Below are 24,033 nucleotides of genomic sequence, written 5' to 3' on the forward strand. Positions count from 1 at the left end.
TCCGGCCCCGGACGGCCTGATCCCCCGTCGTCCGGTCAGGAGGTCAGGCCGGGACCGGGATCCGCGAGGGCTCGAGGCGGATGACCACCGACTTCGACGTGGGCGTGTTGCTCTTCTCTGCCACCGAGTCGAGGGGCACGAGCACGTTCGTCTCCGGGTAGTAGGCGGCGGCGCAGCCACGAGGGGTGTTGTAGGCGACGGCCTTCCACCCCTCGGCCCTGCGTTCGCCGTCGGGCGCCTCGGAGACCAGGTCGACGCGGTCGCCGTCGCCGATACCGAGCGCCGCGAGGTCGTGCGGGTGCACGAGCACGACCTTGCGGCCGCCGTGGATGCCGCGGTAGCGGTCGTCCTTGCCGTAGATCGTGGTGTTGTACTGGTCGTGCGCGCGCAGCGTCTGCAGCAGCAGGCGGCCCTCCGGCACCTTCGGGTACTCGAGCGGATTGACCGTGAACTTCGCCTTCCCCGTGTCGGTCGCGAACGTGCGGTGGTCGCGCGGGCCGTGCGGCAGCACGAAGCCGCCGGGCATGTCGAGCTTCTCCTCGTAGGCGTCGAAGCCGGGGACGACGTGCTCGATGTGGGTGCGGATGCGCCGGTAGTCGCCCTGCAGGCCCGCCCAGTCGACCTGCGCGGTGTTCGGCCGGTCGCGGAGCACCCGCTGCGCGAGGCCCGCGACGATCGCGACCTCGCTGCGCAGCTCGGGGCTCGCCGGCTCGAGGGTGCCCTGCGAGGCGTGCACCATGCTCATCGAGTCCTCGACGGTGACCTTCTGGTTGCCGGTGCGCTGCACGTCGCGCTCGGTGCGCCCGAGCGCGGGCAGGATGAGCGCCCGGCGCCCGGTCACCACGTGCGAGCGGTTCGGCTTCGTCGAGATCTGCACCGTGAGGCGCAGGTTCCGCATCGCGGCCTCGGTGGCCGTCGTGTCCGGGGTGGCCTTCGCGAAGTTGCCGCCCATGCCGAGGAAGACCTTCGCGGTGCCGTCGCGCATGGCGCGGATCGCCCCGACGGTGTCGAGGCCGTGCTCCCGCGGCGACGTGAACGAGAACTCGGCGTCGAGCTTCTCGTGGAAGGACTCGGGCATCTGCTCCCAGATGCCGACGGTGCGGTCGCCCTGCACGTTCGAGTGGCCGCGCACGGGGCAGACGCCCGCCCCCGGCTTGCCGATGTCGCCGCGGAGCAGCAGCACGTTCACGACGTCGCGGAGCATCGCGACGCTGTGCTTGTGCTGCGTGAGCCCCATCGCCCAGCAGACGATGTTGCCCTTCGAGACGGCGAACAGCTCGGCCACCCGGCGGATCTGCGCCTCCTGCAGCCCGGTCGCCGCCTCGACGTCGGCCCAGGACAGCGCGGCCATGGCGTCGCGGTACGCCTCGAAGCCCTCGGTGTAGTGGTCGATGAAGTCGGTGTCGAGCACGCTGCCCGCGCCGCGCTGCGCGTCGAGCTCGATCAGCACCTTGCCGAGCGCCTGGAACAGCGCCTGGTCGCCGCCGAGCCTGATCTGCAGGAACTCGTCGGCGAGGTCGGTGCCGCGGAACACCATGCCCTTGACGGTCTGCGGGTTGTCGAAGTGCAGCAGGCCCGCCTCGCGGAGCGGGTTCACGGCGACGATCTTCGCGCCCTGCCGCTTCGCGCGCTCGAGCGACGAGAGCATGCGCGGGTGGTTCGTGCCCGGGTTCTGCCCGGCGATGAGGATGACCCCGGCCGTCTCGATGTCGACGAGCGTGACGGATCCCTTGCCGATGCCGATCGTCTCGGTGAGGGCGGCGCCGCTGCTCTCATGGCACATGTTCGAGCAGTCGGGCAGGTTGTTCGTGCCGAGCGAGCGCGCGAACAGCTGGTACAGGAACGCGGCCTCGTTCGACGTGCGGCCGGACGTGTAGAAGATCGCCTCGTCGGGCGAGTCGAGCGCGTCGAGCTCCTCGGCGATCACGTCGAAGGCGCGCTCCCACGTCACCGGCCGGTAGTGGGTGTCGCCCGCCTCGAGCAGCATCGGGTGCGTGATCCGGCCCTGCTTGCCGAGCGAGAAGTCGTCCCAGGTGGCGAGCTCGGACACGGGGTGCGCGGCGAAGAACTCGGGCGGCACCCGCCGGGTCGTCGCCTCCTCGGCCACGGCCTTCGCGCCGTTCTCGCAGAACTCGGCGGTGTGGCGGCGGTGGTCGGGGTCGGGCCAGGCGCAGCCCATGCAGTCGAAGCCGGTGAACTGGTTGACCTTGAGCAGCGTCTGCGCGGTGCGCGCGACCCCCATCTGGTCGACGGCCATCTCGAGCGAGTGGTAGACCGCCGGCTTGCCGACCGCCTCCGTCTTCGGCTTCGAGACGCGCACCTTCGTCTCGTCGATGTCCTGCTCGGCGCGCTTCGTCGGGTCGGCCACGACTCCTCCGTCCCAGCCGGCCGCCCTCGGCCGCGCTGTGCTGCGATGCTACGTCGCGCCGCCGACCGCGCCCCCGCCGCTTCCGCGCGGATCCCACCGCGCGATGCCGGGGGCCGGCGGTGGCATCATCGGCGCGTGAGGCTGTCCCGGACGCGGCGCGTCGCCGTCGTGCGGCCCGGCGAGGGGTCGAGGTCCCGGTCCGACGCGCTCGCGATCGAGGAGCCGCTCGAGATCCGCATCGCCGGCGAGCCGTTCAGCGTGACGATGCGCACGCCGGGAGACGACTTCGACCTCGTCGCGGGCTTCCTCGTCTCGGAGGGCGTGGTCCGGAACCGCGACGACCTGCCCGCCATGCGCGTCGTCTCGGGGCTGTCACGCACGGGCGAGCCGACCTTCAACATCGTCGACGCGGCGGTCGGGCCGCACGGCCGGGCGATCGCCGCCGGCCGCGGCCGAGCGATGCCGGTGAGCAGCGCCTGCGGCGTCTGCGGGCTCGCCTCGATCGACGCGGTGCGCACCGCCTCGTCGTGGCCGGTCCTCGCCGCCGGGTTCACGATCCGGGACTCGGTGCTCGCCGCGCTGCCCGACCGGCTCCGCGAGCAGCAGCGGCTCTTCGACTCGACGGGCGGGGTGCACGCCGCGGGACTCTTCGACGCGGACGGCCGCCTCCTCGTGCTGCGCGAGGACGTCGGCCGGCACAACGCCGTCGACAAGGTCGTCGGCTGGGCGCTGCGCGAGGGCCGGCTGCCGCTGTTGCATACCGTGCTGCAGGTGTCGGGCCGCGCGTCGTTCGAGCTCGTGCAGAAGGCGCGGATGGCGGGCATCCCCGTGCTCGCCGCGGTGAGCGCGCCGTCGTCGCTCGCCGCCGAGCTCGCCGAGGAGGCCGGGATCACGCTCGTCGGCTTCAGCCGGGGCCGCTCGTTCAACGTCTACGCGGGCGGCCATCGCCTCGATCCCCCGGTGGCCGCCGCCCCAGCGAAGGCCGGGAGACCGGACGCTACCGTCGGGGCATGACCGACGTCCCCGCGCTCCCTCTTCGCAGCGGCGCCGAGATCCCGGTGGTCGGGCTCGGCACCTACAGCCTCACCGGCCGCTCCGGCACGCGGTCGCTCACGGAGGCGATCCAGGCCGGCTACCGCCTGATCGACAGCGCGAAGGGCTACGGCAACGAGCGCGAGGTCGGCGAGGCGGTGCGCGCCGCCGGCGTCCCCCGCGAGGAGCTGGTCGTGACCACGAAGCTGCCGAACGACGAGCACGGCTACGACGCTGCGCTGAAGTCGTTCGACACCTCGATCACGGCGCTCGGCCTCGAGACGGTCGACCTCTACCTCATCCACTGGCCCATGCCGCAGCTCGACAAGTACGTCGAGACCTGGAAGGCGCTCATCAGCCTCCGCGACGAGGGGCGGGTGCGCTCGATCGGCGTCTCGAACTTCTCGGTGGAGCAGATCGAGCGTCTCGAGGCGGAGACCGGCGAGACGCCGAGCGTCAACCAGGTCGAGCTGCGCATCGGGCACGAGCAGGCCGAGCTGCGCGCCTTCCACGAGGCGCACGGCATCGTCACCGAGAGCTACAGCCCGCTCAAGCACGGCTCCGCGCTCGCGAAGGACGAGACGGTGCGGCGCATCGCCGAGGCGCACGGCGTGCAGTGGAACCAGGTCGTGCTGCGGTGGAACCTGCAGCTCGGCACCGTGGTGATCCCGCGCTCGAAGGACGCCGGACGGCAGGCGGCGAACCTCGACCTGTTCGGGTTCGAGCTCGACGGCGACGAGATGCAGGCGCTCTCCGCGCTGCGGCCGTGAGCCGGTTGAGGCGCTCGAGGCTCGCCACCTAGGCTGACCGCACCTTCCGGGAGTTCTCTCCCCTGGTGCCGCAACGTTTCGAGCCGCGAGGAGCTCCCATGTCGTCGAACGAGCAGCAGGCACCGGAGCAGCAGGGGACCGCGCCGTGGCGCGACGCGTCACTCGGCGCGCAGGAGCGGGTCGCGGCGCTGATCGGCGCGATGACGCTGCGGGAGAAGACCGCGCAGCTCTACGGCGTGTGGCTCGGCGCGGACCCCGAGGGGCCCGGCGTGGCGCCCCACCAGTCCGAGCTCGACAAGGGCTTCGACCTCGACGAGCTGCTCACCTCCGGCCTCGGGCAGATCACCCGCGCCTTCGGCACGAACCCGATCGACCCGGCGCAGGGCGCGGCGACCCTCGCCCGGCTGCAGCGCCGCATCGCGGCGTCGAACCGCTTCGGCCTGCCCGCGCTCGCGCACGAGGAGTGCCTCGCCGGCTTCACCACGTGGAAGGCGACCGCCTACCCGGTGCCGCTGTCCTGGGGCGCGACCTTCGACCCCGACCTGATCGAGCGGATGGCCACGCGGATCGGCACGTCGATGCGCGCCGTCGGCGTGCACCAGGGGCTCGCGCCGGTGCTCGACGTGGTGCGCGACCTCCGCTGGGGCCGGGTCGAGGAGACGATCGGCGAGGACCCGTACCTGATCGGCCGCATCGCGACCGCCTACGTGCGCGGCCTCGAGTCCACGGGGATCGTCGCGACGCTGAAGCACTTCGCGGGCTACTCGGCCTCACGCGCCGGACGCAACCTCGCGCCCGTGAGCATGGGGCCGCGCGAGTTCGCCGACGTGATCCTGCCGCCGTTCGAGATGGCCGTCGCCGAGAGCGGCGTCCGCTCGGTCATGCACTCGTACGCGGAGGTCGACGGGGTGCCCGCCGCCGCGAACGAGGAGCTGCTCACCGGCCTGCTCCGCGACACGTGGGGCTTCGACGGCACCGTCGTCGCCGACTACTTCGGCATCGGGTTCCTGAGGATCCTGCACGGTGTCGCCGGCACGGACGGCGAGGCGGGCCGGCTCGCGCTCACCGCGGGCGTCGACGTCGAGCTGCCCGGCCCGAAGGCGTTCCTCGAGCCGCTGCTCGAGGAGATCGAGTCGGGCAGGCTCCCCGAGTCGGTGGTCGACCGGGCCCTCGAGCGGGTGCTGCGCCAGAAGCTCGAGCTCGGCCTGCTCGACGCCGACTGGGACGCGAAGCCCGCCGCCCTCACCGAGGAGCAGCTCGAGATCGGTGCGCAGATCGCCGGCAGCATCGACCTCGATCGGGCCGACGACCGCGCCCTCGCCCGCCGCATCGCGGAGGAGGCGGTCGTGCTGCTGAAGAACGACGGCGTGCTGCCGCTGTCGGGCGCCGGCCGCATCGCGGTCGTCGGGCCCGCCGCCGACGACCCGTTCACGATGCTCGGCTGCTACTCGTTCCCGAGCCACGTCGGCTCGAACCATCCGGAGCTGCCGCTCGGCGTCGCCATCCCGACCGTGCTCGAGGCGCTCCGCGCCGAGCTGCCGGACCGCGAGATCGTGTTCGAGCAGGGCGTGACCGTCGACGGTCCCGACGCCTCCGGCATCGACGCCGCGGTGGCGGCCGCCCGCGACGCCGGGCTCGCGATCGTGGTGGTCGGCGACCGCGCGGGCCTCTTCGGCCGCGGCACCTCGGGCGAGGGCTGCGACGCGGAGGACCTCGCCCTGCCGGGCCTGCAGCAGCGGCTGGTCGACGCGGTGCTCGACACCGGCACGCCCGTCGTGCTCGTCGTCGACTCGGGGCGCCCGTACGCGCTCGGCAGCGCCCCGGAGCGCGCGGGCGCGATCGTGCAGGCGTACTTCCCCGGCGAGGAGGGCGGCACGGCGATCGCGCGCGTGCTCACGGGCGCGGTGAACCCGTCCGGCCGCCTGCCGGTCAGCGTGCCGCGGCACCCGGGCGGCCAGCCGTGGACCTACCTGAGCCAGATCCTCGCGCAGCGCAGCGAGACGTCGAACATCGACCCGACGCCCGCCTACCCGTTCGGTGCCGGCCTCTCGTACACGTCGTTCGACTGGTCCGGGCTCACGGTGGAGGGGGACGCCGGGACCACGGCGTCGATCCCGACGGACGGCTCGGTGCGGCTCGGGATCACGGTCGCGAACACCGGCCCGATCGCCGGCACCGAGGTCGTGCAGCTCTACCTGCACGACCCGGTCGCCTCGGTGACCCGGCCGGTCGTGAAGCTCCTCGGCTTCGCCCGCGTCGACCTCGAGGCGGGCGCGAGCGCGACGATCGCCTTCACCGTCCCCGCCGACGTGACGTCGTTCGTCGGCCGCGACCTCGCCCGCATCGTCGAGCCGGGCGCCATCGAGCTGCGGCTCGGCGCCTCGAGCGCCGACGTGCGGGCCACGGCCGCCGTCGAGCTCACCGGTCAGGTGCGCACGGTCGACCACACCCGCGCGCTGCACTGCGCGGTCGCGGTCGGGCGCTGAGCCCGGGGTCGTCCCCGGGGCTCCTCACATGAGCAGGCGCCGGAAGAAGGCGAGCGCGGCCGCGTCGTCGTCGGGGCCGCCGCCCTCGTGCCCGTTGAACCGGTGCACGACCAGCTCCTTCTCGCTCCCCGCGTACGCGTTGTAGGCGGCGAACACCGTCGACGGCGGCACGATCGGGTCCATCAGCGCGGTCGTGAGCAGCGCCGGCACGCGGCCCCGCTCGGCGAAGTGGACGCCGTCGATGTACGACAGGGTGCGCAGCACGGTCTCGGCGTCGTCGCGGTGCATAGCGAGGTAGCGCCGGATCTCGGCGAACGGGTCCGAGTCGGTGATCGTGATCGCCCGCGGGAAGTCGGCGAGGAACGGCACGCGCGCCACCACCCCGCGCACACCGTCCGCGAGCGCCGCCGCGGCGAGCGCGGTGCCGCCGCCCTGGCTGATGCCGGTGACGCCGACCCGGTCGCCGTCGACCTGCTCGAGCGAGCGGGCGGCGTCGACCGCGAGCACCGCGTCGGTGAAGAGGCGCGTGTAGTAGTAGGTGCGCGGGTCGCGGATGCCGCGGGTCATCGAGCCCGGGATGGCGGGGCCGGCCGAGCCGAAGTCGTCGGGCGTCGCGCCGCGGCTCCATCCCGAGCCCTGACCGCGGGTGTCCATGTGGAGGTGCGCGAACCCGGCGGCCGCCCAGAGCAGGTTCTCGGTCGGAGCACCGCGGCCGCCGCCGTACCCGACGTACTCGACGACCGCGGGCAGCGGCCCCGTCGCGGCCGCGGGCAGCCGCAGCCACGCCTTGATCGGCTGCCCGTTCCAGCCGCTGAAGGTGACGTCGAGCACCCGGATCGCGGTGAGCCCGCAGTCCTCCTCCCGCACCTCGACGGCGGCGGCGGCGGCACGGGACCGGGAGAGCTCCTCCTGCCAGAAGGCGTCGAAGTCGGCGGGGGCGACGGAGCTCGAGCGGTGGGTCCGCAGCTGCTCCTCGGGCAGGTCGACGTACACGCCCGTCAGCGTCCCAGACCCCCGCTCCGGGGAACCTCAAGAGCCATGCGCCGACACCTGTCCTCATTCCGCGTCAGGATCTTCGAAACCTTTCGGCGGCGACCCCGGAACCGCTATCGTGTGCACCGCCCCCCGGGGGGCGAAGGAGGAGTGGATGAGCGCGCCTACCGCGACGCGAAACCGGACGACGCTCGCCATGCTCGCCGAGGAGGCGGGCGTCTCGCTGTCGACCATCTCGAAGGTGCTGAACGGGCGCACGGACGTCGCGACCGACACCCGCAAGCGCGTCGAGCGCCTGCTCGACGAGCACGACTACCGCCGGCGCGGCGGCGCGAACCGCGGCTCCGCCTGCATCGAGACGGTCTTCCACGAGCTCTGGTCGATCGAGATCATCGAGGGCGTCGAGCAGGTCGCCCGCGAGAACGGCATGACCGTGCAGCTCACGGTGAGCGGCGACCGGCACGGACCGGGGCCCGAGTGGATCGAGGGCGTGCTGCGCCGCCGGCCCGCCGGGGTGGTGCTCGTCGCCTCCGGCATCCCCGAGGAGGTGCGCGCCCAGCTGAAGTCGCGGCAGATCCCGTACGCGGTCATCGACCCGTCCGGCGACCCGCTGCCCGGCGTCCCCTCCATCGGTTCGGCGAACTGGTCGGGCGGCCTCTCGGCGACGCGGCACCTGCTCGAGCTCGGGCACACGCGCATCGCGATGGTGACGGGACCGGAGGACATCATGTGCTCCCTCGCCCGGCTCGACGGCTTCCGCTCGGCCATGGCGTCGCGCGGCGTGCCCGTGCGCGAGGACTGGATCTTCACCCGCGAGTTCGACCTCGAGGGCGGCCGCTCCGCCGCCGAGGCGCTGTTCTCGGGCAGCGACCGCCCGACCGCGGTCTTCTGCGGCAACGACCTGCAGGCGCTCGGGGTGCTCGAGGTCGCGCTCGAGCGCGGCCTCAAGGTGCCCGACGACGTCTCGCTCGTCGGCTACGACGACCGGCCCGTCGCCGCGCTCACCCACCCGCGGCTCACCTCGGTGCACCAGCCGCTCGCGAAGATGGCGTCGGCCGCAGCGCGCATGGTGCTGAACCTCGCCGCCGGCCTGCCGACCGATCAGCGCATCGACCTCGCCACGCACCTCGTGGTGCGCGACAGCACCGCGGCGCCGCCCGCGGCCTAGCACCAGCCGGCCTCCGGTCCTCACCCGGGCAGGGGCTCGGCGCCGGCGGCGCGGCCGACCTCGGCCAGGCGCTGCTCCAGGAAGGCGCGCTCCGCGGCGTTCGCCGTGAGCTCCAGCGCGTGCCGGTCCGACCGAGCCGCGCCCGCGGCGTCGCCAAGGCGGCCCCAGCAGAACGGTGCGGTGCGGCGCAGGCGCGCGGTGTCGCGGCGGCCCCGGACCGGCTCGTCGCGGCCCCAGCAGGACGGCAGCGTCGCGACGTTGAAAGCGGCCGAACCAGGCGTCGGCGAGCAGGTCGAGGTCTTCGGTGCCGGCCGCGCCGAAGGCATCGACCTCGTCGGTGCCACCGGTGGCCGGGCCGCCCACGAGGCGGACGAAGTCGAAGCCGATGTTGCCGAAGCCGAAGGCGTGGGTCGCGCTGCTCGACGACGACGTCGGTGTCGGCGACCCGGCGGCGCTCAGGCGAAGAGGCGGGCGAACGCGAGCTCCGCCGCACCGATGAGCAGCAGATCGGAGCCGAGCTCGGCCCGGCGGATGTCGACGGGTTCCCCGAGCAGCGGCAGCGCATGCACCGCGACCCGCTCCTGCAGCCGGGTCGGCGCGACGGCCGCGAGCGCGCTGAGGAACCCGCCCAGGATGATGCGGCTCGGGTTCAGCACGTTCACCGCGTTGCCGACCGTGACCGCGAGGGCGTCGACCTGCCGGTGCACCTCGCGGCGCACCGCGGGACTGTGGTCGGCGAGCAGCGCGGCCTCGAGCTCGTCCGGGTCGGCTCGCTCGAGGCCGAGCACCGCGAGCAGCGCGCCGCGCCGCACCTCCGCCTCGAGCGTGCCCCGCTGCCCGACGGTGTCGACCCCGCCTCCGCGGCGCACGCTCGTGTGGCCGAGCTCGCCCGCGTGGCCCATGGCCCCGCCGAGCAGGGCGCCGCCGCTGATGATGCCGCCGCCGATGCCGCTCGATCCGCCGTTCAGGTAGACGAGGTCGCGCACGCCGCGTCCGGCGCCGAAGATCCACTCGGCCTGCGCGCCGCTGCTCGCGTCGTTCGAGACGGCGACCGGCACGTCGAGCTCGGCGGCGAGCAGCGCCGCGAACGGCACCTCGTTCCAGCCGAGGTGCGGGGCGAGCCGCACGACGCCGTCGTCGCGGCGGACCATGCCGGGCACGGCTGCGCCGACGCCGACGATCGCGTGCCCCTCCCCCGCTGCCGCGACGAGCCGCTCGGTCGCCAGGGCGACCGCCGCGACCGCCTGCTCGGGCGTCGGCGGATCGGTGAACGGCACCCGCTCCTTCGCGAGCACCCGGCCGCCGAGGCGCACGGTCGCGACCGTGACGGCGTCGATCTCCGGGTTCACCGCGATGGCGAGCGGGCCGTCGCTCGGCCGCACCACGGGGCTCGGGCGGCCGACCTGCCCGGCCCCCGCCGCCTCGTCCTCGACGACGAGGCCGCGCTCGGCCAGCTCGCCGACCAGGGCCCCGATGGTCGAGCGGTTGAGGCCCGACACCCGCGTCAGCTCGCTGCGGGTCGCCGGCGAGACGTGCACCCGGCGCAGCACGAGTGCGAGGTTGTGCCGGCGCAGCACCTCGTTCCGGCCGCCCTGCGGCTCGCGGATGCGCGGCAGGGCGTTCATTCGGCCACTGTAGGGGCGCGTTCACCTCGGGACGGGAGGATGCAGTCGTCCGGGCCCCTTCCGGGTTGCGCCCTCCGTGCGGCAGTATGTTGTTCCGGACAACTTTTCCGTCTGATGAATCGAGGATCCATGGCAGCGCAGCCGACCCGTGAGGACAAGTTCTCCTTCGGCCTCTGGACCGTCGGGTACAACGGCACCGACCCGTTCGGTGGCCCCACCCGTGCCCCGCTCGACGTCGTGCACGTCGTCGAGAAGCTCTCCGAGCTCGGCGCGTACGGCCTCACCTTCCACGACGACGACCTGTTCGCGTTCGGCTCGAGCGAGCAGGAGCGCCAGACGCAGATCGACCGCCTGAAGCAGGCGCTGTCCGACACCGGCGTGATCGTCCCGATGGTCACGACGAACCTCTTCAGCCCGCCCGTCTTCAAGGACGGCGGCTTCACCTCGAACGACCGCGCCGTGCGCCGCTACGCGCTGCGCAAGGTGCTCCGGAACATCGACCTCGCCGCCGAGCTCGGCGCGAAGACGTTCGTCATGTGGGGCGGCCGCGAAGGCGCCGAGTACAGCTTCTCGAAGGACGTGCGCCTGCAGCTCGAGCGCTACCGCGAGGCGGTGAACCTGCTCGCCGACTACACGACGAGCAAGGGCTACGACATGCGCTTCGCGATCGAGCCGAAGCCGAACGAGCCCCGCGGCGACATCCTGCTGCCGACCCTCGGGCACGCGATCGCCTTCATCGAGACGCTCGAGCGCCCCGAGCTCTTCGGCGTGAACCCCGAGGTCGGCCACGAGCAGATGGCGGGTCTGTCGTTCAGCTCCGGGATCGCGCAGGCGCTCTACCAGGGCAAGCTCTTCCACATCGACCTGAACGGCCAGCGCGGCATCAAGTACGACCAGGACCTCGTGTTCGGCCACGGCGAGCTGTACGACGCGTTCGCGCTCGTCGACCTGCTCGAGCACGGCGGCCCGAACGGCGGCCAGGCGTACGACGGCCCGCGGCACTTCGACTACAAGCCGAGCCGCACCGAGGACGAGACCGGCGTCTGGGAGTCGGTCGCCGCGAACATGCGCAACTACCTGCTCCTCAAGGAGCGCGCGCAGGCGTTCCGCGCCGACCCCGAGGTGCAGGCGGCGCTCGCTCGCGTCCAGGTGCCCGAGCTCGCGAAGCCGACCCTCAACGAGGGCGAGACGTTCGACGACCTGCTCGCCGACCGCAGCGCGTTCGAGGACTTCGACGCCGAGGGCTACTTCAACGACAAGGGCTTCGGCTTCGTGCAGCTGCAGCAGCTCGCCACCGAGCACCTGCTCGGCGCGCGCTGAGGTCACGGGACGCGATGACCCTCGTCGCAGGCGTCGACTCGTCGACGCAGAGCTGCAAGGTCGTCGTCCGGGACGCGGCCACGGGCGCCCTCGTGCGCTCGGGCCGCGCCCGGCACCCCGACGGCACCGAGGTCGACCCCGCCGCCTGGTGGTCGGCCCTGCTCGAGGCCATCGCCGACGCGGGCGGCCTCGACGACGTCGAGGCGATCGCGATCGGCGGTCAGCAGCACGGCCTCGTCGCCCTCGACGGCGACGGGAACGTGATCCGCGACGCGCTGCTCTGGAACGACACCCGCTCCGCGGCCGCCGCCCGCGACCTGATCGACGAGATCGGCGCGGAGGAGCTCGCGCGGCGCACGGGCACCGTGCCCGTGGCGTCGTTCACGATCACGAAGCTGCGCTGGCTGCGCGACGCCGAGCCGGCCAACGCGCAGCAGGTGGCCGCAGTCGCGCTGCCGCACGACTGGCTGACCTGGCGGCTGCTCGGCTACGGGCCCGAGCCAGGAGCCCCGTCCGGCCCGGTGCTCGAGGCGCTCACCACCGACCGCTCCGACGCGTCCGGCACCGGCTACTTCTCGTCGGAGACGAACCGCTACGACCGCGCGCTCCTGCAGGCGGCGCTCGGTCACGACGCCGTGCTGCCGCGGGTGCTCGCGCCGAACGAGCCCGCGGGCCGCACGGTCGAGGGCCTGCCGGGCATCCCGGCCGGCATCCTCGTCGGCGCGGGCGCCGGCGACAACGCCGGTGCCGCGCTCGGCCTCGGCGCCCGGGAGGGCGACGTCGTCGTGTCGATCGGCACGAGCGGCACCGTCTTCGCGGTCACCGGCTCGCCGACCACCGACGCCTCCGGCACCGTCGCGGGCTTCGCGTCCGCGTCGGGCGAGTACCTGCCGCTCATCGCCACGCTGAACGCGGCGCGGATCCTCGACGCCACCGCGCGACTGCTCGAGGTGGACCACGACACGCTCGGGCGGCTCGCGCTCGAGGCCCCGCCGGGAGCCGACGGGCTCGTGCTCGTGCCGTACTTCGAGGGCGAGCGCACGCCGAACCTGCCGGACGCCACCGCGAGCCTCACCGGCATGACGCTCAGGACGACGACGCGCTCGCACCTCGCGCGGGCCGCGATCGAGGGGCTGCTCTGCGCGCTCGCCGACGGCCTCGCCGCCGTGCAGTCGCAGGGCGTGGTCGCGAAGCGGCTGCTGCTCGTCGGCGGCGCGGCCCAGAACCCGGCCGTGTCGGCGATCGCCGCGCAGGTGTTCGCGGAGCCGGTCGTCGTGCCGGCGCCCGGCGAGTACGTCGCGGGCGGCGCGGCCCTGCAGGCGGCGTGGGCCCTCGGCGGCACGCGGCCCGACTGGCCGATCGACGTGGTCGCCGAGCCCACGCCGGACCCGCACCCCGGCATCCTCGAGGCCTACCGCGCGGCGGCGCAGCGCCTCTCCTGACGACCTCCGTCGGTCGGAGGGGATACTCGACGCGACGCTCCGAGGGGGCGTGCCGCAACGAAGGAGTCGCATGAAGAACTGGTCGGGCACCTACGAGTTCACCGCGCCGGAGATCGTGGCCCCCGAGTCGGTGGACGAGCTGCGGCGCGTCGTCGCCGGCGCCCGGCGCGCCCGTGCGCTCGGCACGCGGCACTCGTTCAACGGCATCGCCGACACCGCGGGCACGCTGATCGACGTCATGAGCCTGCCCGAGGAGGTCGTGATCGACGAGGCCGCGGGCACCGCGACCGCGTCGGGCAACCTGCGCTACGGGGTGCTCGCGCAGCACCTCGAGCAGGCCGGCTTCGCGCTGCACAACATGGGCTCCCTCCCCCACATCTCGGTCGCCGGCGCGATCGCCACCGGCACACACGGGTCCGGCAACGGCAACGGCAACCTCTCGTCCGCGGTCCGCGCGCTCGAGATCGTCGGCGCCGACGGCGAGCTGCGCACGGTGCGGCACGGCGACCCGGAGTTCCCCGGCTCGGTCGTCGCGCTCGGCGCCCTCGGCGTCGTGACGAAGGTGACGGTCGCGGTCCAGCCGCGCTACCTCATCCGGCAGGACACCTATCGCGGCCTGTCGTGGGACACCCTGCTGGCGCGGTTCCCCGAGGTGAGCGGCGGCGCCTACAGCACGAGCGTCTTCACCACGTGGGACCAGCCGCAGGTCGAGCAGATCTGGCTGAAGCGCCGGCTGACCACCGAGGACGAGTCGGTGCCCGACGAGTACTTCGGCAGCGCGCGCGACCAGCAGCCCGCCCGTGAGCTCGTGGCGGGCATCGACGAGAACCTCACCGAGCACGGGGTCGCGGTGCCCTGGCTGTTCGGGCTCCCGCACTTCCGGCTCGACGCGCAGCCGTCGAACGGCAACGAGATCCAGACCGAGTACTTCGTCGCCCTCGACGACGCCGGCGCCGCGATCGGCGCGGTGCGGCGACTCGCCGACCGGATCGCGCCGCTGCTCACCGTCACCGAGCTGCGCACGATGGCCGGCGACGACCTGTGGCTCAGCCCCGCCTCCGGCCGCGACTCGGTCGCGATCCACTTCACCTGGCGCAACCTGCCCGACGAGGTGTTCGCCCTGATCCCGGCGATCGAGGACGCCTTAAGGCCGTTCTCGCCGCGCCCGCACTGGGGCAAGCTCAACCGCTTCACCGTGGAGGAGCTGCAGGCGTCGTACCCGCGGCTCGGCGAGCAGCGCGACCTCGTGCTGCGGCACGACCCGGAGGGCAAGTTCCGCAACGAGTACCTCGACGCCCTGTTCGGCTTTACCGCCGGCGGGGAGCGGCCCGAGGTCACCGCGTCGATGGGCGCGTGAGCAGCGCGTTCCTCGGTGGCGTCTCGCAGCCGCGCGCGTAGCGTCGCCGCCGTGACCGCCCCCGCCCGCGCCGCCGGCGCTTCACCGCACTGGTCGCAGCCCGCGGTCCGCGGCGAGCACCGCTGGCCGGCGCTCAGCGCGATGATCGTCGTCATCGTGCTGCAGCTGCTGCTGCCCGATCGGCTCGCGATCGGCCCCACGTGGCTGCTGCCGTCGGCGGAGGGCGCGCTCGCGCTCGCGCTGCTCATCGCGAACCCGGTGCGCCTCGAGCGCGACACCGTGCTCATCCGGCGCCTCAGCCTGGTGCTCGTCGCGCTCATCAGCTTCGCGAACGGGATGAGCGTGTTCTTCCTCATCCACAGCCTGCTCACGCACCGGGCGACGAACGATCCTGGCGCTCTCCTCGCGTCAGGCGGCGAGATCTACGTCACGAACATCGTCGCCTTCGGGCTCTGGTACTGGGAGCTCGACCGCGGCGGTCCGCTCGCCCGCGCAGCCGCAGAACGTGAGACGCCGTCGTTCCTCTTCGCGCAGATGACGGCGCCCGACGTCGCACCACCCGGCTGGCGGCCGACGTTCGTCGACTACCTCTATCTGAGCTTCACGAACGCGACCGCGTTCAGCCCGACGGACACGCTGCCGCTCGCCAGGTGGGCGAAGCTCCTCATGCTCGTGCAGAGCGCCTTCGCGCTCGTCACCGTCGCGCTCGTGGTCGCGCGTGCGGTGAACATCCTTCCCTGAGCACCGCGGGCTGCGCACCCCCGGCTGCTCCGGATCCTTGCCGCTCTGAGCGCGCCGAAGCGGCAAGGATCCGGAGCAGGCCGTCAGGCGTCGACGCCGAAGCGGCCCGCGTCCGCGCCGCGCGGCGGCTCGCTCGGCAGCGGCGGCTCGTCGCTCCACCTGCCGTAGACGGCCTCGGTGTTCGAGGCGATCTGCGCCGCGAGCATCGACGGGTCGGTTCCGAGCACCGCGGCCATCGCCCGCAGCGTGTGCGGGATCAGGTACGGGGCGTTCGGCCGCCCGCGCACGGGTACCGGCGCGAGGTACGGCGCATCCGTCTCGACGAGGATGCGGTCGCGCGGGGCGACCTCGAGCGCCTCGCGCAGGTTCTCGGCGTTCTTGAACGTCACGGTGCCGGCGAACGACAGGTACCAGCCGTGGCTCGTCGCCAGCCGCGCCAACCCGGCGTCACCGGAGAAGCAGTGGAACACGGTGCGCTCGGGCGCGCCGACGCGGAGCAGGGTGTCGACGACGTCCTCGTGGGCGTCGCGGTCGTGGATCTGGAGGGCGAGGCCGTGCCGCTTCGCGATGGCGATGTGGCCCTCGAACGCCTCGATCTGCGCCGCGCGGCCGTCCTCGGCGGTGCGGTAGTAGTCGAGCCCCGTCTCCCCCACCGCCCGCACGCGCGGCCGGCCGGCGAGCTCGTCGATGACGGCCAGGGCGTCGTCGAGCCCGCCGCGCGCCTTCAGCTCCGGCGTCTCGTTCGGGTGCACGGCGACCGCGGCGAGCATCCGCGGCTCGATCGCCGCGATCTCGGCCGACCAGCGGCTCGTCGGCACGTCGGTGCCGACCTGGACGACGCCGCGGATGCCGACGCTCGAGGCGCGGTCGAGCTGCTCACGCCAGTCGAGCCCCTCCTCGCCGTCCGCGATCTCGAGGTGGGTGTGGTTGTCGTAGACGCCGACGCGCAGCGCCTCGGGCAGCGGCGGGTACGACAGGTCGCGGCGCGACGGGTCCGACTCGCGGCGCCGGATCGCGCCTCCGTCCTGCGGCTCCGGCTCGGAGAACCCGCCGGGCAGCCCGGCCGGCGGCCGGGGCGCATCAGGCACTCAGCGCCTCCTGCTCGATCCGCGGGAAGAGCGGCTCGAGCGTGCCCACCCGCGTGCCGGCGGGCAGCTGCCCCCAGTCGCCCGCGGCGCGGATCGGCTGCTGCAGCAGCGGGCCGAGCGCCGGCTCGGCGCCGAGCGCGGCCCAGAGCTTCGCGCAGGCCTTCGGGATCACCGGCGAGAGCAGCACCGCGAGCGCGCGGAGCCCCTCGGCGGCGGTGGCGAGCACCGCGTCGAGCCGGCCGGCGGCCTCCGGGCGCTTCGCGAGCGCCCACGGCTCCTCCTGCGTCAGGTAGAGGTTCAGATCGTCGACGATGCGCCAGATCGCGGCGACCGCGTCGTGCGGCGCCATCCGCTCGATCGCGAGGTCGGCCTCGATCGCCGAGGCGCGCACGACCTCGCGGATGCGGAGGTCGGACTCGCCCGCCTCCGTCGCCGCCGGCACGACGCCGTCTCGGTAGCGGCCGACCATCGCGAGCACGCGGGAGGCGAGGTTGCCGAAGCCGTTCGCGAGCTCGGCCTGGTAGCGCGCGGCGAGGTCCTCCCACGAGAACGAGCCGTCCTGCCCGAACGGGATCGCCCGGAGGAAGTAGTAGCGGAACGCGTCGGAGCCGAACGTGTCGGTGATCTGCGTCGGCGCGATGCCGGTGAGCTTCGACTTCGACATCTTCTCGCCGCCGACGAGCAGCCAGCCGTGCGCGAACACCTGCTTCGGCACGTCGAGGCCGGCGGCCAGAAGCATCGCCGGCCAGATGACCGCGTGGAAGCGGAGGATGTCCTTGCCGACGAGGTGCACCGCCGGCCAGCGGCGCGCGAAGGTCGCCTCGTCGCCGTCGTAGCCGATGGCCGTCACGTAGTTCAGCAGCGCGTCGAACCAGACGTAGACGATGTGCCGCTCGTCCCACGGCACCTTGACGCCCCAGTCGAACGTGGAGCGCGAGATCGAGAGGTCGGAGAGCCCCGACCGCACGAACTGCATCACCTCGTTGCGGGCGCTCTCCGGCTGCACGAAGTCGGGTCGCTCCTCGTAGAGCGCGAGCAGGCGGTCCTGGAACTCGCTCATCCGGAAGAAGTAGTTGCGCTCCTGCAGCAGCTCGACCGGGATTGAGTGGATCGCGCAGACGAGCTGGCCCTCGAACCGGCCGGTGCCGGAGACGAGCTCGCTCGTCTGCTTGTACTCCTCGCAGCCGACGCAGTAGTAGCCCTCGTAGTCGCCCGCCTCGATGAAGCCGGTGTCGAAGAGGCGCTGCACGAAGGCCGCGACGCCACGCTCGTGGCGCTCCTGCGTGGTGCGGATGAAGTCGTCGTTCGCGATGTCGAGGGTCTCGAGCAGCGGCAGCCACGACTCGCGGACGAGCCGGTCGGCCCACTCGCGCGGCCCCATGTCGTTCGCGGTCGCGGTGCGGAGCATCTTCTGGCCGTGCTCGTCCGTGCCGGTGAGCAGCCACGTGTCGTCGCCGGCCTGGCGGTGCCAGCGGGCGAGCACGTCGGCGGCGACCTCGGTGTACCCGTGGCCGATGTGCGGCACGTCCGAGGGGTAGAAGATCGGCGTCGTGATGTAGAAGGACCGACCCTCGGGCATTCCTCCAGTCTACCGGGGGCGTTTCGCCTGGTTACGGGGCGCCCACGTCGAGCACGCCGTCGCCCAGCCGGGTGCAGTGGCGACCTCCCGGTCCGCTGCGGCTGCGGTCGCGATTCGCGTCGGTTCGACGGCACCACAGCGACGCGAGGTGCGACCGGACCCGTCAGATGCGGATCGTGCCGTCGTCGCGGATCGTCCAGCCCGGGTTGTGGGCGACCTCCCACACGTGGCCGTCGGGATCCGCGAACGCACCCGAGGTGCCGCCCCACTCGGCGAGCGCGGCGGGTCGGACGAGGGCGCCCCCCGCCTGCTCGGCGGCGGCGAGCAGCGGCGCGACCTCGTCGGGCGTCCGCACGTTGTGCGCGAGCTCGACGCCCGGCCCCGCGGGCGACGGCAGCGCGGTCCAGAGCCCGAGCACGAGGCCGCCGGCCTGGAAGAAGCACACCTCGTCGTCGGGCTGCTGGGGCTCGCCCCAGCCCATCGCCTCGTAGAAGGCCCGGGCGCGGGCGAGGTCGGCGACCCCGAGGGTCACGAGGCTGATGCGCGGCTCCATGAGGGCAGCATGCCCCCGCGGCGCGGACGGCGTCAGTCGCGACCCCACGCGTCGCGCTCGCGGCGGACGGCCTGCCGCGTCCGGAGCAGCCGCTCGAGCAGCGCGACGACCTCCGCACCGGGATCGTGGGCGGCGAACGCGCCGGCGAGCCGGCCCGCGGCGTGCCGGTACCGCGGCTCGGCGAGCACCTGGTCGACCGCCCGCCCCACGGCGTCGGAGGAGGGGTGCCCGGTGCGGAGGTCGATGCCGGCACCGGAGCGGGCGACGAGGGCGGCGATCGCCGGCTTGTCGAGGTCGCCGCCCGCGACGACGAGCGGCACGCCGTGCGCGAGCGCTGCGAGCACCCCGCCCCAGCCGCCGTTCGTGACCATCGCGTCGAGGCGCGGCAGCAGCGCCGCGTAGGGCAGGCGGCCGGCCACGTGCGCGTTGGCGGGCACCGGGAACGGCAGGGCGTCCCTCCCCGGCAGGCCGGTGGTGGCCGCCACCGTGACCTCCCGGCTCCCGAGCGCGGTGAGCGCGGGCCGGAGCAGGTCGGCCGGATCGATGTTCAGGGTCCCCTGCGTCACGTGGACGAGCGGGCGCCCCGAGGTGAGCGCCTCGTCCCACCACGGCGGCAGCGGCCCGCCCGGCTTCGGCGGGAAGGCGCCGACGAAGTGCACCTGCGGCGGCAGGTCGGATCGCGGCGGCTCGAGATCCGCGACGCCGAGCGCGAGCACGAGGAACGGCGAGAACCCCGCGTCGACGACGGTCCTCGCGCCGGGGTCGAGCCCGACCGCCTGACGGGTCTCGCGGTACGCGCGGGCGAGCGGACGGGTGAGGACCGTGAAGGCGCCGCGGAGCGCCGCGTCACGGATCCTGCCGAGGCGGCCCCGTGCGGGCGCGATCGGGAGGCCGGGTGGTGGCAGGTCGCGGCTCGGGATCACGAGCGGCACGACCGAGAGCGTCGCCCAGGGCGTGCGGAGGCGCTCCGCGGCGTGGCCGCCGCCGAAGCAGAGCGAGTCGCTCACCAGCACGTCCCACGGGCGCCGGCCGAACTCCTCGACGAGGTCCTCCACCTGCCCGACGCCGGTGCGGATGAAGACGTGCTCGAGGTTCGCGAGCACGCCGCGCGGCCCGCGCCGGCCGACCTGCGGGAAGGTCGCGGGCAGGTCGTGCTCGTCGAAGTCGGGGGCGGCCCGCCACACCACCGGCAGCGCGCCGGCGGCGTCGACCGCGGACGCGTACGCGGCTCCGGTGTAGACCCGGACGGAGTGGCCGGCGGCGACCAGCGCTTCGACGGCGCGGAGCGCCGGTGTCACGTGCCCGGCGAACGGCATCACCGCGACCAGGACGTCGGCCACGGCGCCTGTCTACCGGAGTGCCGCCCGGCGCACCAGGCGCGGACCTCTCAGCCGACGAGCTGCAGCAGGTTCCCGCAGGTGTCGTCGAGCACGGCGGTCGTGACGGGGCCCATGGCGAGCGGCTCCTGGACGATCCGGACGCCGAGTGCACGGAGTCGTTCCGTCTCCGCGACCACGTCGTCGACCGAGAGCTGGGCGGCCGGGATCCCGTCGGCGACGAGCGCCTTCGTGAACGCCTTCGCGGCGGGATGCGCGTTCGGCTCGAGCAGCAGCTCGACGCCGGTGAGGTCCTCCGGCGAGACGACGGTGAGCCAGCGGTACTCCCCCGCCGGCACGTCGTGCTTCGCGACGAAGCCGAGCACCTCCGTGTAGAAGCGGCGGGCCTTCTCCTGGTCGTCGACGAAGACGCTCGTGACGCGGATGCGCATCGCTCCCCTCCCGGTTCGTGCTGCCCAGTCTCCCGCGGAACCGCCGGCGGACACGGGCGGGGCGGGCGCGTGCCGCGGGATCGGCGCGAGGCGCCCAGGCAGCAGCAGGGGACGACATCCGACACGAGCGGGCGACGCCCGAGGGGTTCGACGACCTCGCCGGGATCGGATCGGCGGCTCCTGATTGACGGCGTCCGCAGCACCGGGCACGCTGCGAGCGATGCGCGTCCTGCTCACCGGCATGTCCGGCACCGGCAAGTCGACGCTCGTCGCCGAGCTGCGGGGCCGCGGGTTCGCCGCGTTCGACGCGGATGACGACGGCTACGCCGTGCCCGGCGCCGACGGGCGCTGGTCGTGGCGGGTCGAGGAGGTCCGCGGGCTGCTCGCGCAGCATCGGGACCAGGACGTCGTGTTCTTCGCCGGGTGCTCCGAGGAGCAGGGGCGTCTGCCGTTCGAGCGGAGGGTGCTGCTGACCGCGCCCGAGACGGTGCTCCTCGAGCGGCTGCGCTCGCGGACGACCAATCCGTACGGCCGCTCGGACCGCGAGCGAGCCCAGGTGCTGGCGGACCTGCGCGAGGTCGAGCCGCTCCTTCGCGCGAGCGCCGACCTCGTCGTCGACGCGACCGAGCCGGTACGCGCCCTCGCCGACCGGGTGCTCGCCCACGTGCTGGGCACCTCATGACGACGGCGACCGTGGCCCGCCTCTGGCGCTACCCGATCAAGTCGACCGCCGGCGAGGAGCTCGCGGAGGCCCGCCTCGACGGGCGCGGGCTCGAGCTCGACCGGGTGTGGGCCGCCTACACGGCCGACGGCGGCATCGCGAGCGGGAAGACGACGCGGCGGTTCCGGAAGGTCGAGGGGCTGCTGCACTGGCGGTCCGCGACCGGCGCGGAGGCGCCGCGGCTGATCGCGCCGGACGGAACGGGGTTCGAGGCGGGAACCGCGGCCGCGGACGACGCGCTCGCGCGCGCACTCGGGCAGCCGCTGGCGCTCCGCCGCGAGGCGGACGTGCCGCACCACGACGACAGTGCCGTGCACCTCGTGACGACCGCCGCGATCCGCGCCGTCGAGGGCCTCCTCGGCGCGCGCTTCGATCCCGCCCGCGCCCGGGCGAACCTCCTGATCGACCTGCCCGGCGAGGGCTTCGTGGAGGACGACTGGCTCGGCGCCGAGCTCGCCGTCGGCGACGAGGTCGTCCTCCGGCTCGACGCGCCGATGGTGCGGTGCGTCATGGTGGACGCGTCGCAGGCCGGGGTGACGGTCGAGCGGCAGGCGCTGCAGGCGCTCGGGCGCGCGCACGACGTCGAGCTCGGGCTGCAGGCGTCCGTGGTCCGGACCGGCACCATCCACGTCGAGGACGTCGCCCGGCTCCTGCACCGGTCGCCGGGCGCAGGATCGATGGCGTGACGACCTCCTCGCAGGGCTACGGCCCCGACCACGACACCGGCCTCGCGCTCGGCCTGCACCACGTGATGCTCGCGATCCCCCGCGGTTCGGAGGACCGGATGCGGCCGTTCTACATCGATCTGCTCGGCATGCTCGAGCTGCCGAAGCCGCCTGCGCTCGCGGCCCGCGGCGGCCTCTGGGTGCGGGGCGACGCCCTCGAGATCCACCTCGGCGTCGAGGACGGCTTCCGCCCGGCGAGGAAGGCGCACCCCGGCATCCGCGTCGGCGACCTGGACGCGCTCGCGGGGCGCTTCGCCCAGCACGGCGTGCCCGTGCGGTGGGACGACGAGAGCTTCCCCGGCCACCGGCGCTTCTACGCCGACGACCCCGCCGGCAACCGCCTCGAGTTCATCGCGCGGGACGGGTCCGCGCCCACCTGGTGAGGACGCCGCGGACCGTTCCGGGAACTCCCACGCAGAGGGGAGAAGGATCGACGACGGCCCGCGGCGACCGCCCGGGCCGGAAGGAGCGCATCCATGCCGGCACTCACCGACACCTTCACCCTGTCGAACGACCTCCGCATCCCGAAGATCGGCTTCGGCACGTGGCAGATCCCGGACGGCTCCCCCGCCTACGACTCGACGCGTGCGGCGCTCGACGCCGGCTACCGGCACATCGACACCGCCCGCGCCTACGGCAACGAGGCGAGCGTCGGCCGGGCCGTCCGCGACAGCGGCATCCCGCGCGAGGAGATCTTCATCACGACGAAGTGCCCCGCCGAGGTGAAGACCGCCGACGGCGCGCGCGACGCGTTCGAGCACTCGTTCGACGACCTCGGCCTCGGCCCGGTCGACCTCTACCTGATCCACGCGCCGTGGCCGTGGTCGGACATGGGCTCGGACCACCGCAAGGGCAACATCGAGGTCTGGAAGGTCTTCGAGGAGCTCTACTCGAACGGCCGCGCGCGCTCGATCGGCGTGAGCAACTTCGACCCGGACGACCTCGACTCGCTGATCGGCGCCACCGACGTCGTGCCGCACGCGAACCAGATCCGCTGGTTCGTCGGCAGCACGCAGCCGGAGACGACCAGGTACTGCGAGGGCAGGAACATCCTCGTCGAGGGCTACTCGCCGCTCGCCACCGGCCGCCTGCTCGACAACCCCGACATCAAGGCGGTCGCGGACAAGTACGGCAAGTCGGTGGCGCAGATCAGCATCCGCTACCTGCTGCAGAAGGACGTGCTGCCGCTGCCGAAGTCGACCACGCCGTCGCGCATCCGCGAGAACGCCGACGTCGACTTCGAGATCAGCGCCGACGACATCCGCACGCTCGACGGGATCGACGCCGGCGACGTCTGAGCCCTGAGCGGCCCTCGCGTCGCGATCCGTGCCGCTCCGCCTGATCGGATGCGGCACGGGATCGCGACGCGAGGGCACTGCGGTCGCAGTCGGCGTCGCTCCGCACGCGAGGAACCGACGCGAAGTGCGACTGCGGTGGCGGCTCGCGACCGGAGTCGCGGGAGGTGCGCCCTAGCCCCGCCGCGCGGCGAGCGCCGCCTCGTAGAGGCCCCGCTTCGACAGCCCCGTGCGCTCGGCGACCTCGGCCGCCGCGTCCTTCAGCCGGCCGCCGGCCTCGACGAGAGCGAGCACCTCGGCGAGCGCGTCGCCCTCGTCCGCGGTCGCCGCGGGCGCCCCGGCGAGCACCACGACCACCTCGCCGCGGACACCGCCCGCGGCCCACTGCGCGAGCTCGGACAGCGTGCCCCGCACGACCTCCTCGTGCAGCTTCGTCAGCTCCCGCGCGACGACCGCGCGCCGCTGCGGCCCCAGCACGTCGGCCATCGCCTCGAGCAGGGCGCCGACCCGGTTCGGCGACTCGAAGAGCACGACGGTGCGGCGCTCGGTCGCGAGCTCCCCGAGCCAGCGGCGCCGCTCCCCGTCCTTGCGCGGCGGGAAGCCGTCGAACGCGAAGCGGTCGGTCGGCAGGCCGCTCAGCGCGAGCGCCGTGAGCACCGCCGAGGCGCCGGGCACCGCGGTCACCGCGACGCCCGCCTCGACCGCGGCCCGCACGAGGGCGAAGCCCGGATCCGACACCGTCGGCATGCCCGCGTCGGTGGTGACCACGACGTCCTGCTCCGCGGCGAGCGCCACGAGCTCGTCCACCCGGGCGCGCTCCGTCTGCTCGTCGACGCGGACGAGCCGCGGGCGGTTCTCGATGCCGAGCGCGGCGAGCAGCCGCTGCGCGACCCGGGTGTCCTCCGCGGCGAGCACCGCGGCGCCCTCGAGCGTCTCGATGAGACGGCGGCTCGCGTCGCCGAGGTTGCCGATCGGGGTCCCCGCGAGCACGAGCATCGGAGC

22 protein-coding genes are annotated in these 24,033 nt (G+C 73.8%); 12 read left to right on the plus strand and 10 right to left on the minus strand.

Going from position 1 to position 24,033, the window contains the following annotated elements; genetic code table 11:
* Positions 1-43: 43 nt before the first annotated feature.
* Positions 44-2,368, minus strand: coding sequence for an FdhF/YdeP family oxidoreductase (locus QDR37_RS16245; RefSeq protein WP_279714812.1), 2,325 nt, complete (start codon positions 2,366-2,368; stop codon positions 44-46).
* Positions 2,369-2,503: 135 nt separating this feature from the next.
* On the opposite strand from QDR37_RS16245, the gene fdhD reads away from it, so the two are divergent.
* From fdhD to QDR37_RS16260, 3 genes are all read left to right on the plus strand, one after another.
* A complete protein-coding gene (gene fdhD, locus QDR37_RS16250) occupies positions 2,504-3,382 on the plus strand; it encodes a formate dehydrogenase accessory sulfurtransferase FdhD (RefSeq protein WP_279714813.1) in 879 nt (292 codons plus the stop codon).
* Complete coding sequence (locus QDR37_RS16255) at positions 3,379-4,170, plus strand: aldo/keto reductase (protein ID WP_279714814.1); 792 nt, start codon at positions 3,379-3,381, stop codon at positions 4,168-4,170. Before fdhD ends, QDR37_RS16255 begins: the two co-directional genes overlap by 4 nt.
* A gap of 98 nt (positions 4,171-4,268) precedes the next feature.
* Positions 4,269-6,656: a glycoside hydrolase family 3 N-terminal domain-containing protein gene (locus QDR37_RS16260; protein WP_279714815.1), complete on the plus strand. Its 2,388-nt coding sequence runs from the start codon at positions 4,269-4,271 to the stop codon at positions 6,654-6,656.
* A 24-nt stretch (positions 6,657-6,680) separates the two neighbouring features.
* Here QDR37_RS16260 and QDR37_RS16265 read toward each other — a convergent pair whose 3' ends face one another.
* Positions 6,681-7,649: an acetylxylan esterase gene (locus tag QDR37_RS16265; protein ID WP_279714816.1), complete on the minus strand. Its 969-nt coding sequence runs from the start codon at positions 7,647-7,649 to the stop codon at positions 6,681-6,683.
* Between the two features lie 154 nt (positions 7,650-7,803).
* Here QDR37_RS16265 and QDR37_RS16270 point away from each other — a divergent pair, with 154 nt between their 5' ends.
* A complete protein-coding gene (locus QDR37_RS16270; RefSeq protein WP_279714817.1) occupies positions 7,804-8,817 on the plus strand; it encodes a LacI family DNA-binding transcriptional regulator in 1,014 nt (337 codons plus the stop codon).
* Positions 8,818-8,837: 20 nt separating this feature from the next.
* On the opposite strand, the gene QDR37_RS16275 is transcribed toward QDR37_RS16270, so the two are convergent.
* Both QDR37_RS16275 and QDR37_RS16280 read right to left on the minus strand, forming a co-directional pair.
* Positions 8,838-9,143 (minus strand): hypothetical protein, encoded by a 306-nt coding sequence (locus QDR37_RS16275; RefSeq protein WP_279714818.1) that lies wholly within the window; start codon positions 9,141-9,143, stop codon positions 8,838-8,840.
* Between the two features lie 129 nt (positions 9,144-9,272).
* Positions 9,273-10,442: an ROK family protein gene (locus QDR37_RS16280; RefSeq protein ID WP_279714819.1), complete on the minus strand. Its 1,170-nt coding sequence runs from the start codon at positions 10,440-10,442 to the stop codon at positions 9,273-9,275.
* 129 nt (positions 10,443-10,571) lie between these two features.
* Between QDR37_RS16280 and xylA the strand changes: the two genes are divergently transcribed.
* The 4 genes from xylA to QDR37_RS16300 all read left to right on the plus strand — a co-directional run bounded on the left by xylA (position 10,572) and on the right by QDR37_RS16300 (position 15,302).
* The gene (gene xylA, locus QDR37_RS16285) at positions 10,572-11,762 is read left to right on the plus strand and encodes a xylose isomerase (protein ID WP_279714820.1); all 1,191 of its coding nucleotides are present in this window, start codon (positions 10,572-10,574) and stop codon (positions 11,760-11,762) included.
* 14 nt (positions 11,763-11,776) lie between these two features.
* Positions 11,777-13,204: a xylulokinase gene (xylB, locus tag QDR37_RS16290; protein WP_279714821.1), complete on the plus strand. Its 1,428-nt coding sequence runs from the start codon at positions 11,777-11,779 to the stop codon at positions 13,202-13,204.
* Between the two features lie 70 nt (positions 13,205-13,274).
* Positions 13,275-14,561 carry an FAD-binding protein gene (locus QDR37_RS16295; RefSeq protein ID WP_279714822.1) on the plus strand — a complete coding sequence of 429 codons (1,287 nt, stop codon included), beginning with the start codon at positions 13,275-13,277 and terminating at the stop codon, positions 14,559-14,561.
* Between the two features lie 51 nt (positions 14,562-14,612).
* Entirely contained in the window at positions 14,613-15,302 is a 690-nt protein-coding gene (locus tag QDR37_RS16300; protein ID WP_279714823.1) for a hypothetical protein, read from the plus strand.
* 83 nt (positions 15,303-15,385) lie between these two features.
* Here the strand turns inward: QDR37_RS16300 and QDR37_RS16305 are convergent, their stop codons facing one another.
* The 5 genes from QDR37_RS16305 to QDR37_RS16325 form a co-directional block, all read right to left on the minus strand.
* Positions 15,386-16,315: a TatD family hydrolase gene (locus QDR37_RS16305; RefSeq protein WP_279714902.1), complete on the minus strand. Its 930-nt coding sequence runs from the start codon at positions 16,313-16,315 to the stop codon at positions 15,386-15,388.
* Positions 16,316-16,382: 67 nt separating this feature from the next.
* A complete protein-coding gene (gene metG / locus QDR37_RS16310; protein WP_279714824.1) occupies positions 16,383-17,969 on the minus strand; it encodes a methionine--tRNA ligase in 1,587 nt (528 codons plus the stop codon).
* 163 nt (positions 17,970-18,132) lie between these two features.
* Entirely contained in the window at positions 18,133-18,522 is a 390-nt protein-coding gene (locus QDR37_RS16315) for a VOC family protein (RefSeq protein WP_279714825.1), read from the minus strand.
* Positions 18,523-18,554: 32 nt separating this feature from the next.
* Complete coding sequence (locus QDR37_RS16320; RefSeq protein ID WP_279714826.1) at positions 18,555-19,862, minus strand: glycosyltransferase; 1,308 nt, start codon at positions 19,860-19,862, stop codon at positions 18,555-18,557.
* Between the two features lie 47 nt (positions 19,863-19,909).
* The gene (locus QDR37_RS16325) at positions 19,910-20,290 is read right to left on the minus strand and encodes a VOC family protein (protein WP_279714827.1); all 381 of its coding nucleotides are present in this window, start codon (positions 20,288-20,290) and stop codon (positions 19,910-19,912) included.
* A gap of 220 nt (positions 20,291-20,510) precedes the next feature.
* Between QDR37_RS16325 and QDR37_RS16330 the strand changes: the two genes are divergently transcribed.
* The 4 genes from QDR37_RS16330 (at position 20,511) to QDR37_RS16345 (ending at position 23,034) form a co-directional block, all read left to right on the plus strand.
* The gene (locus tag QDR37_RS16330; protein WP_279714828.1) at positions 20,511-20,972 is read left to right on the plus strand and encodes an AAA family ATPase; all 462 of its coding nucleotides are present in this window, start codon (positions 20,511-20,513) and stop codon (positions 20,970-20,972) included.
* A complete protein-coding gene (locus QDR37_RS16335; protein ID WP_279714829.1) occupies positions 20,969-21,697 on the plus strand; it encodes an MOSC N-terminal beta barrel domain-containing protein in 729 nt (242 codons plus the stop codon). Before QDR37_RS16330 ends, QDR37_RS16335 begins: the two co-directional genes overlap by 4 nt.
* A complete protein-coding gene (locus QDR37_RS16340) occupies positions 21,694-22,119 on the plus strand; it encodes a VOC family protein (protein WP_279714830.1) in 426 nt (141 codons plus the stop codon). Before QDR37_RS16335 ends, QDR37_RS16340 begins: the two co-directional genes overlap by 4 nt.
* A gap of 93 nt (positions 22,120-22,212) precedes the next feature.
* On the plus strand, positions 22,213-23,034 hold the full coding sequence (locus QDR37_RS16345) for an aldo/keto reductase (protein ID WP_279714831.1): 822 nt from the start codon (positions 22,213-22,215) through the stop codon (positions 23,032-23,034).
* Positions 23,035-23,205: 171 nt separating this feature from the next.
* On the opposite strand, the gene rsmI is transcribed toward QDR37_RS16345, so the two are convergent.
* Positions 23,206-24,027, minus strand: coding sequence for a 16S rRNA (cytidine(1402)-2'-O)-methyltransferase (rsmI, locus tag QDR37_RS16350; RefSeq protein ID WP_279714832.1), 822 nt, complete (start codon positions 24,025-24,027; stop codon positions 23,206-23,208).
* Positions 24,028-24,033 lie beyond the last annotated feature (6 nt).

The sequence above is a fragment of the Amnibacterium sp. CER49 genome, assembly GCF_029846255.1.
Lineage (GTDB): Bacteria > Actinomycetota > Actinomycetes > Actinomycetales > Microbacteriaceae > Amnibacterium.

Coding starts and splice junctions, on each gene's coding strand:
- QDR37_RS16255 (WP_279714814.1), top strand. CDS start 3,379: ATGACCGACGTCCCCGCGCTCCCTCTTCGCAGCGGCGCCGAGATCCCG.
- QDR37_RS16260 (WP_279714815.1), top strand. CDS start 4,269: ATGTCGTCGAACGAGCAGCAGGCACCGGAGCAGCAGGGGACCGCGCCG.
- QDR37_RS16270 (WP_279714817.1), top strand. CDS start 7,804: ATGAGCGCGCCTACCGCGACGCGAAACCGGACGACGCTCGCCATGCTC.
- QDR37_RS16275 (WP_279714818.1), bottom strand. CDS start 9,143: ATGCCTTCGGCGCGGCCGGCACCGAAGACCTCGACCTGCTCGCCGACG.
- QDR37_RS16280 (WP_279714819.1), bottom strand. CDS start 10,442: ATGAACGCCCTGCCGCGCATCCGCGAGCCGCAGGGCGGCCGGAACGAG.
- xylA (WP_279714820.1), top strand. CDS start 10,572: ATGGCAGCGCAGCCGACCCGTGAGGACAAGTTCTCCTTCGGCCTCTGG.
- xylB (WP_279714821.1), top strand. CDS start 11,777: ATGACCCTCGTCGCAGGCGTCGACTCGTCGACGCAGAGCTGCAAGGTC.
- QDR37_RS16295 (WP_279714822.1), top strand. CDS start 13,275: ATGAAGAACTGGTCGGGCACCTACGAGTTCACCGCGCCGGAGATCGTG.
- metG (WP_279714824.1), bottom strand. CDS start 17,969: ATGCCCGAGGGTCGGTCCTTCTACATCACGACGCCGATCTTCTACCCC.
- QDR37_RS16315 (WP_279714825.1), bottom strand. CDS start 18,522: ATGGAGCCGCGCATCAGCCTCGTGACCCTCGGGGTCGCCGACCTCGCC.
- QDR37_RS16325 (WP_279714827.1), bottom strand. CDS start 20,290: ATGCGCATCCGCGTCACGAGCGTCTTCGTCGACGACCAGGAGAAGGCC.
- QDR37_RS16330 (WP_279714828.1), top strand. CDS start 20,511: ATGCGCGTCCTGCTCACCGGCATGTCCGGCACCGGCAAGTCGACGCTC.
- QDR37_RS16335 (WP_279714829.1), top strand. CDS start 20,969: ATGACGACGGCGACCGTGGCCCGCCTCTGGCGCTACCCGATCAAGTCG.
- QDR37_RS16345 (WP_279714831.1), top strand. CDS start 22,213: ATGCCGGCACTCACCGACACCTTCACCCTGTCGAACGACCTCCGCATC.
- rsmI (WP_279714832.1), bottom strand. CDS start 24,027: ATGCTCGTGCTCGCGGGGACCCCGATCGGCAACCTCGGCGACGCGAGC.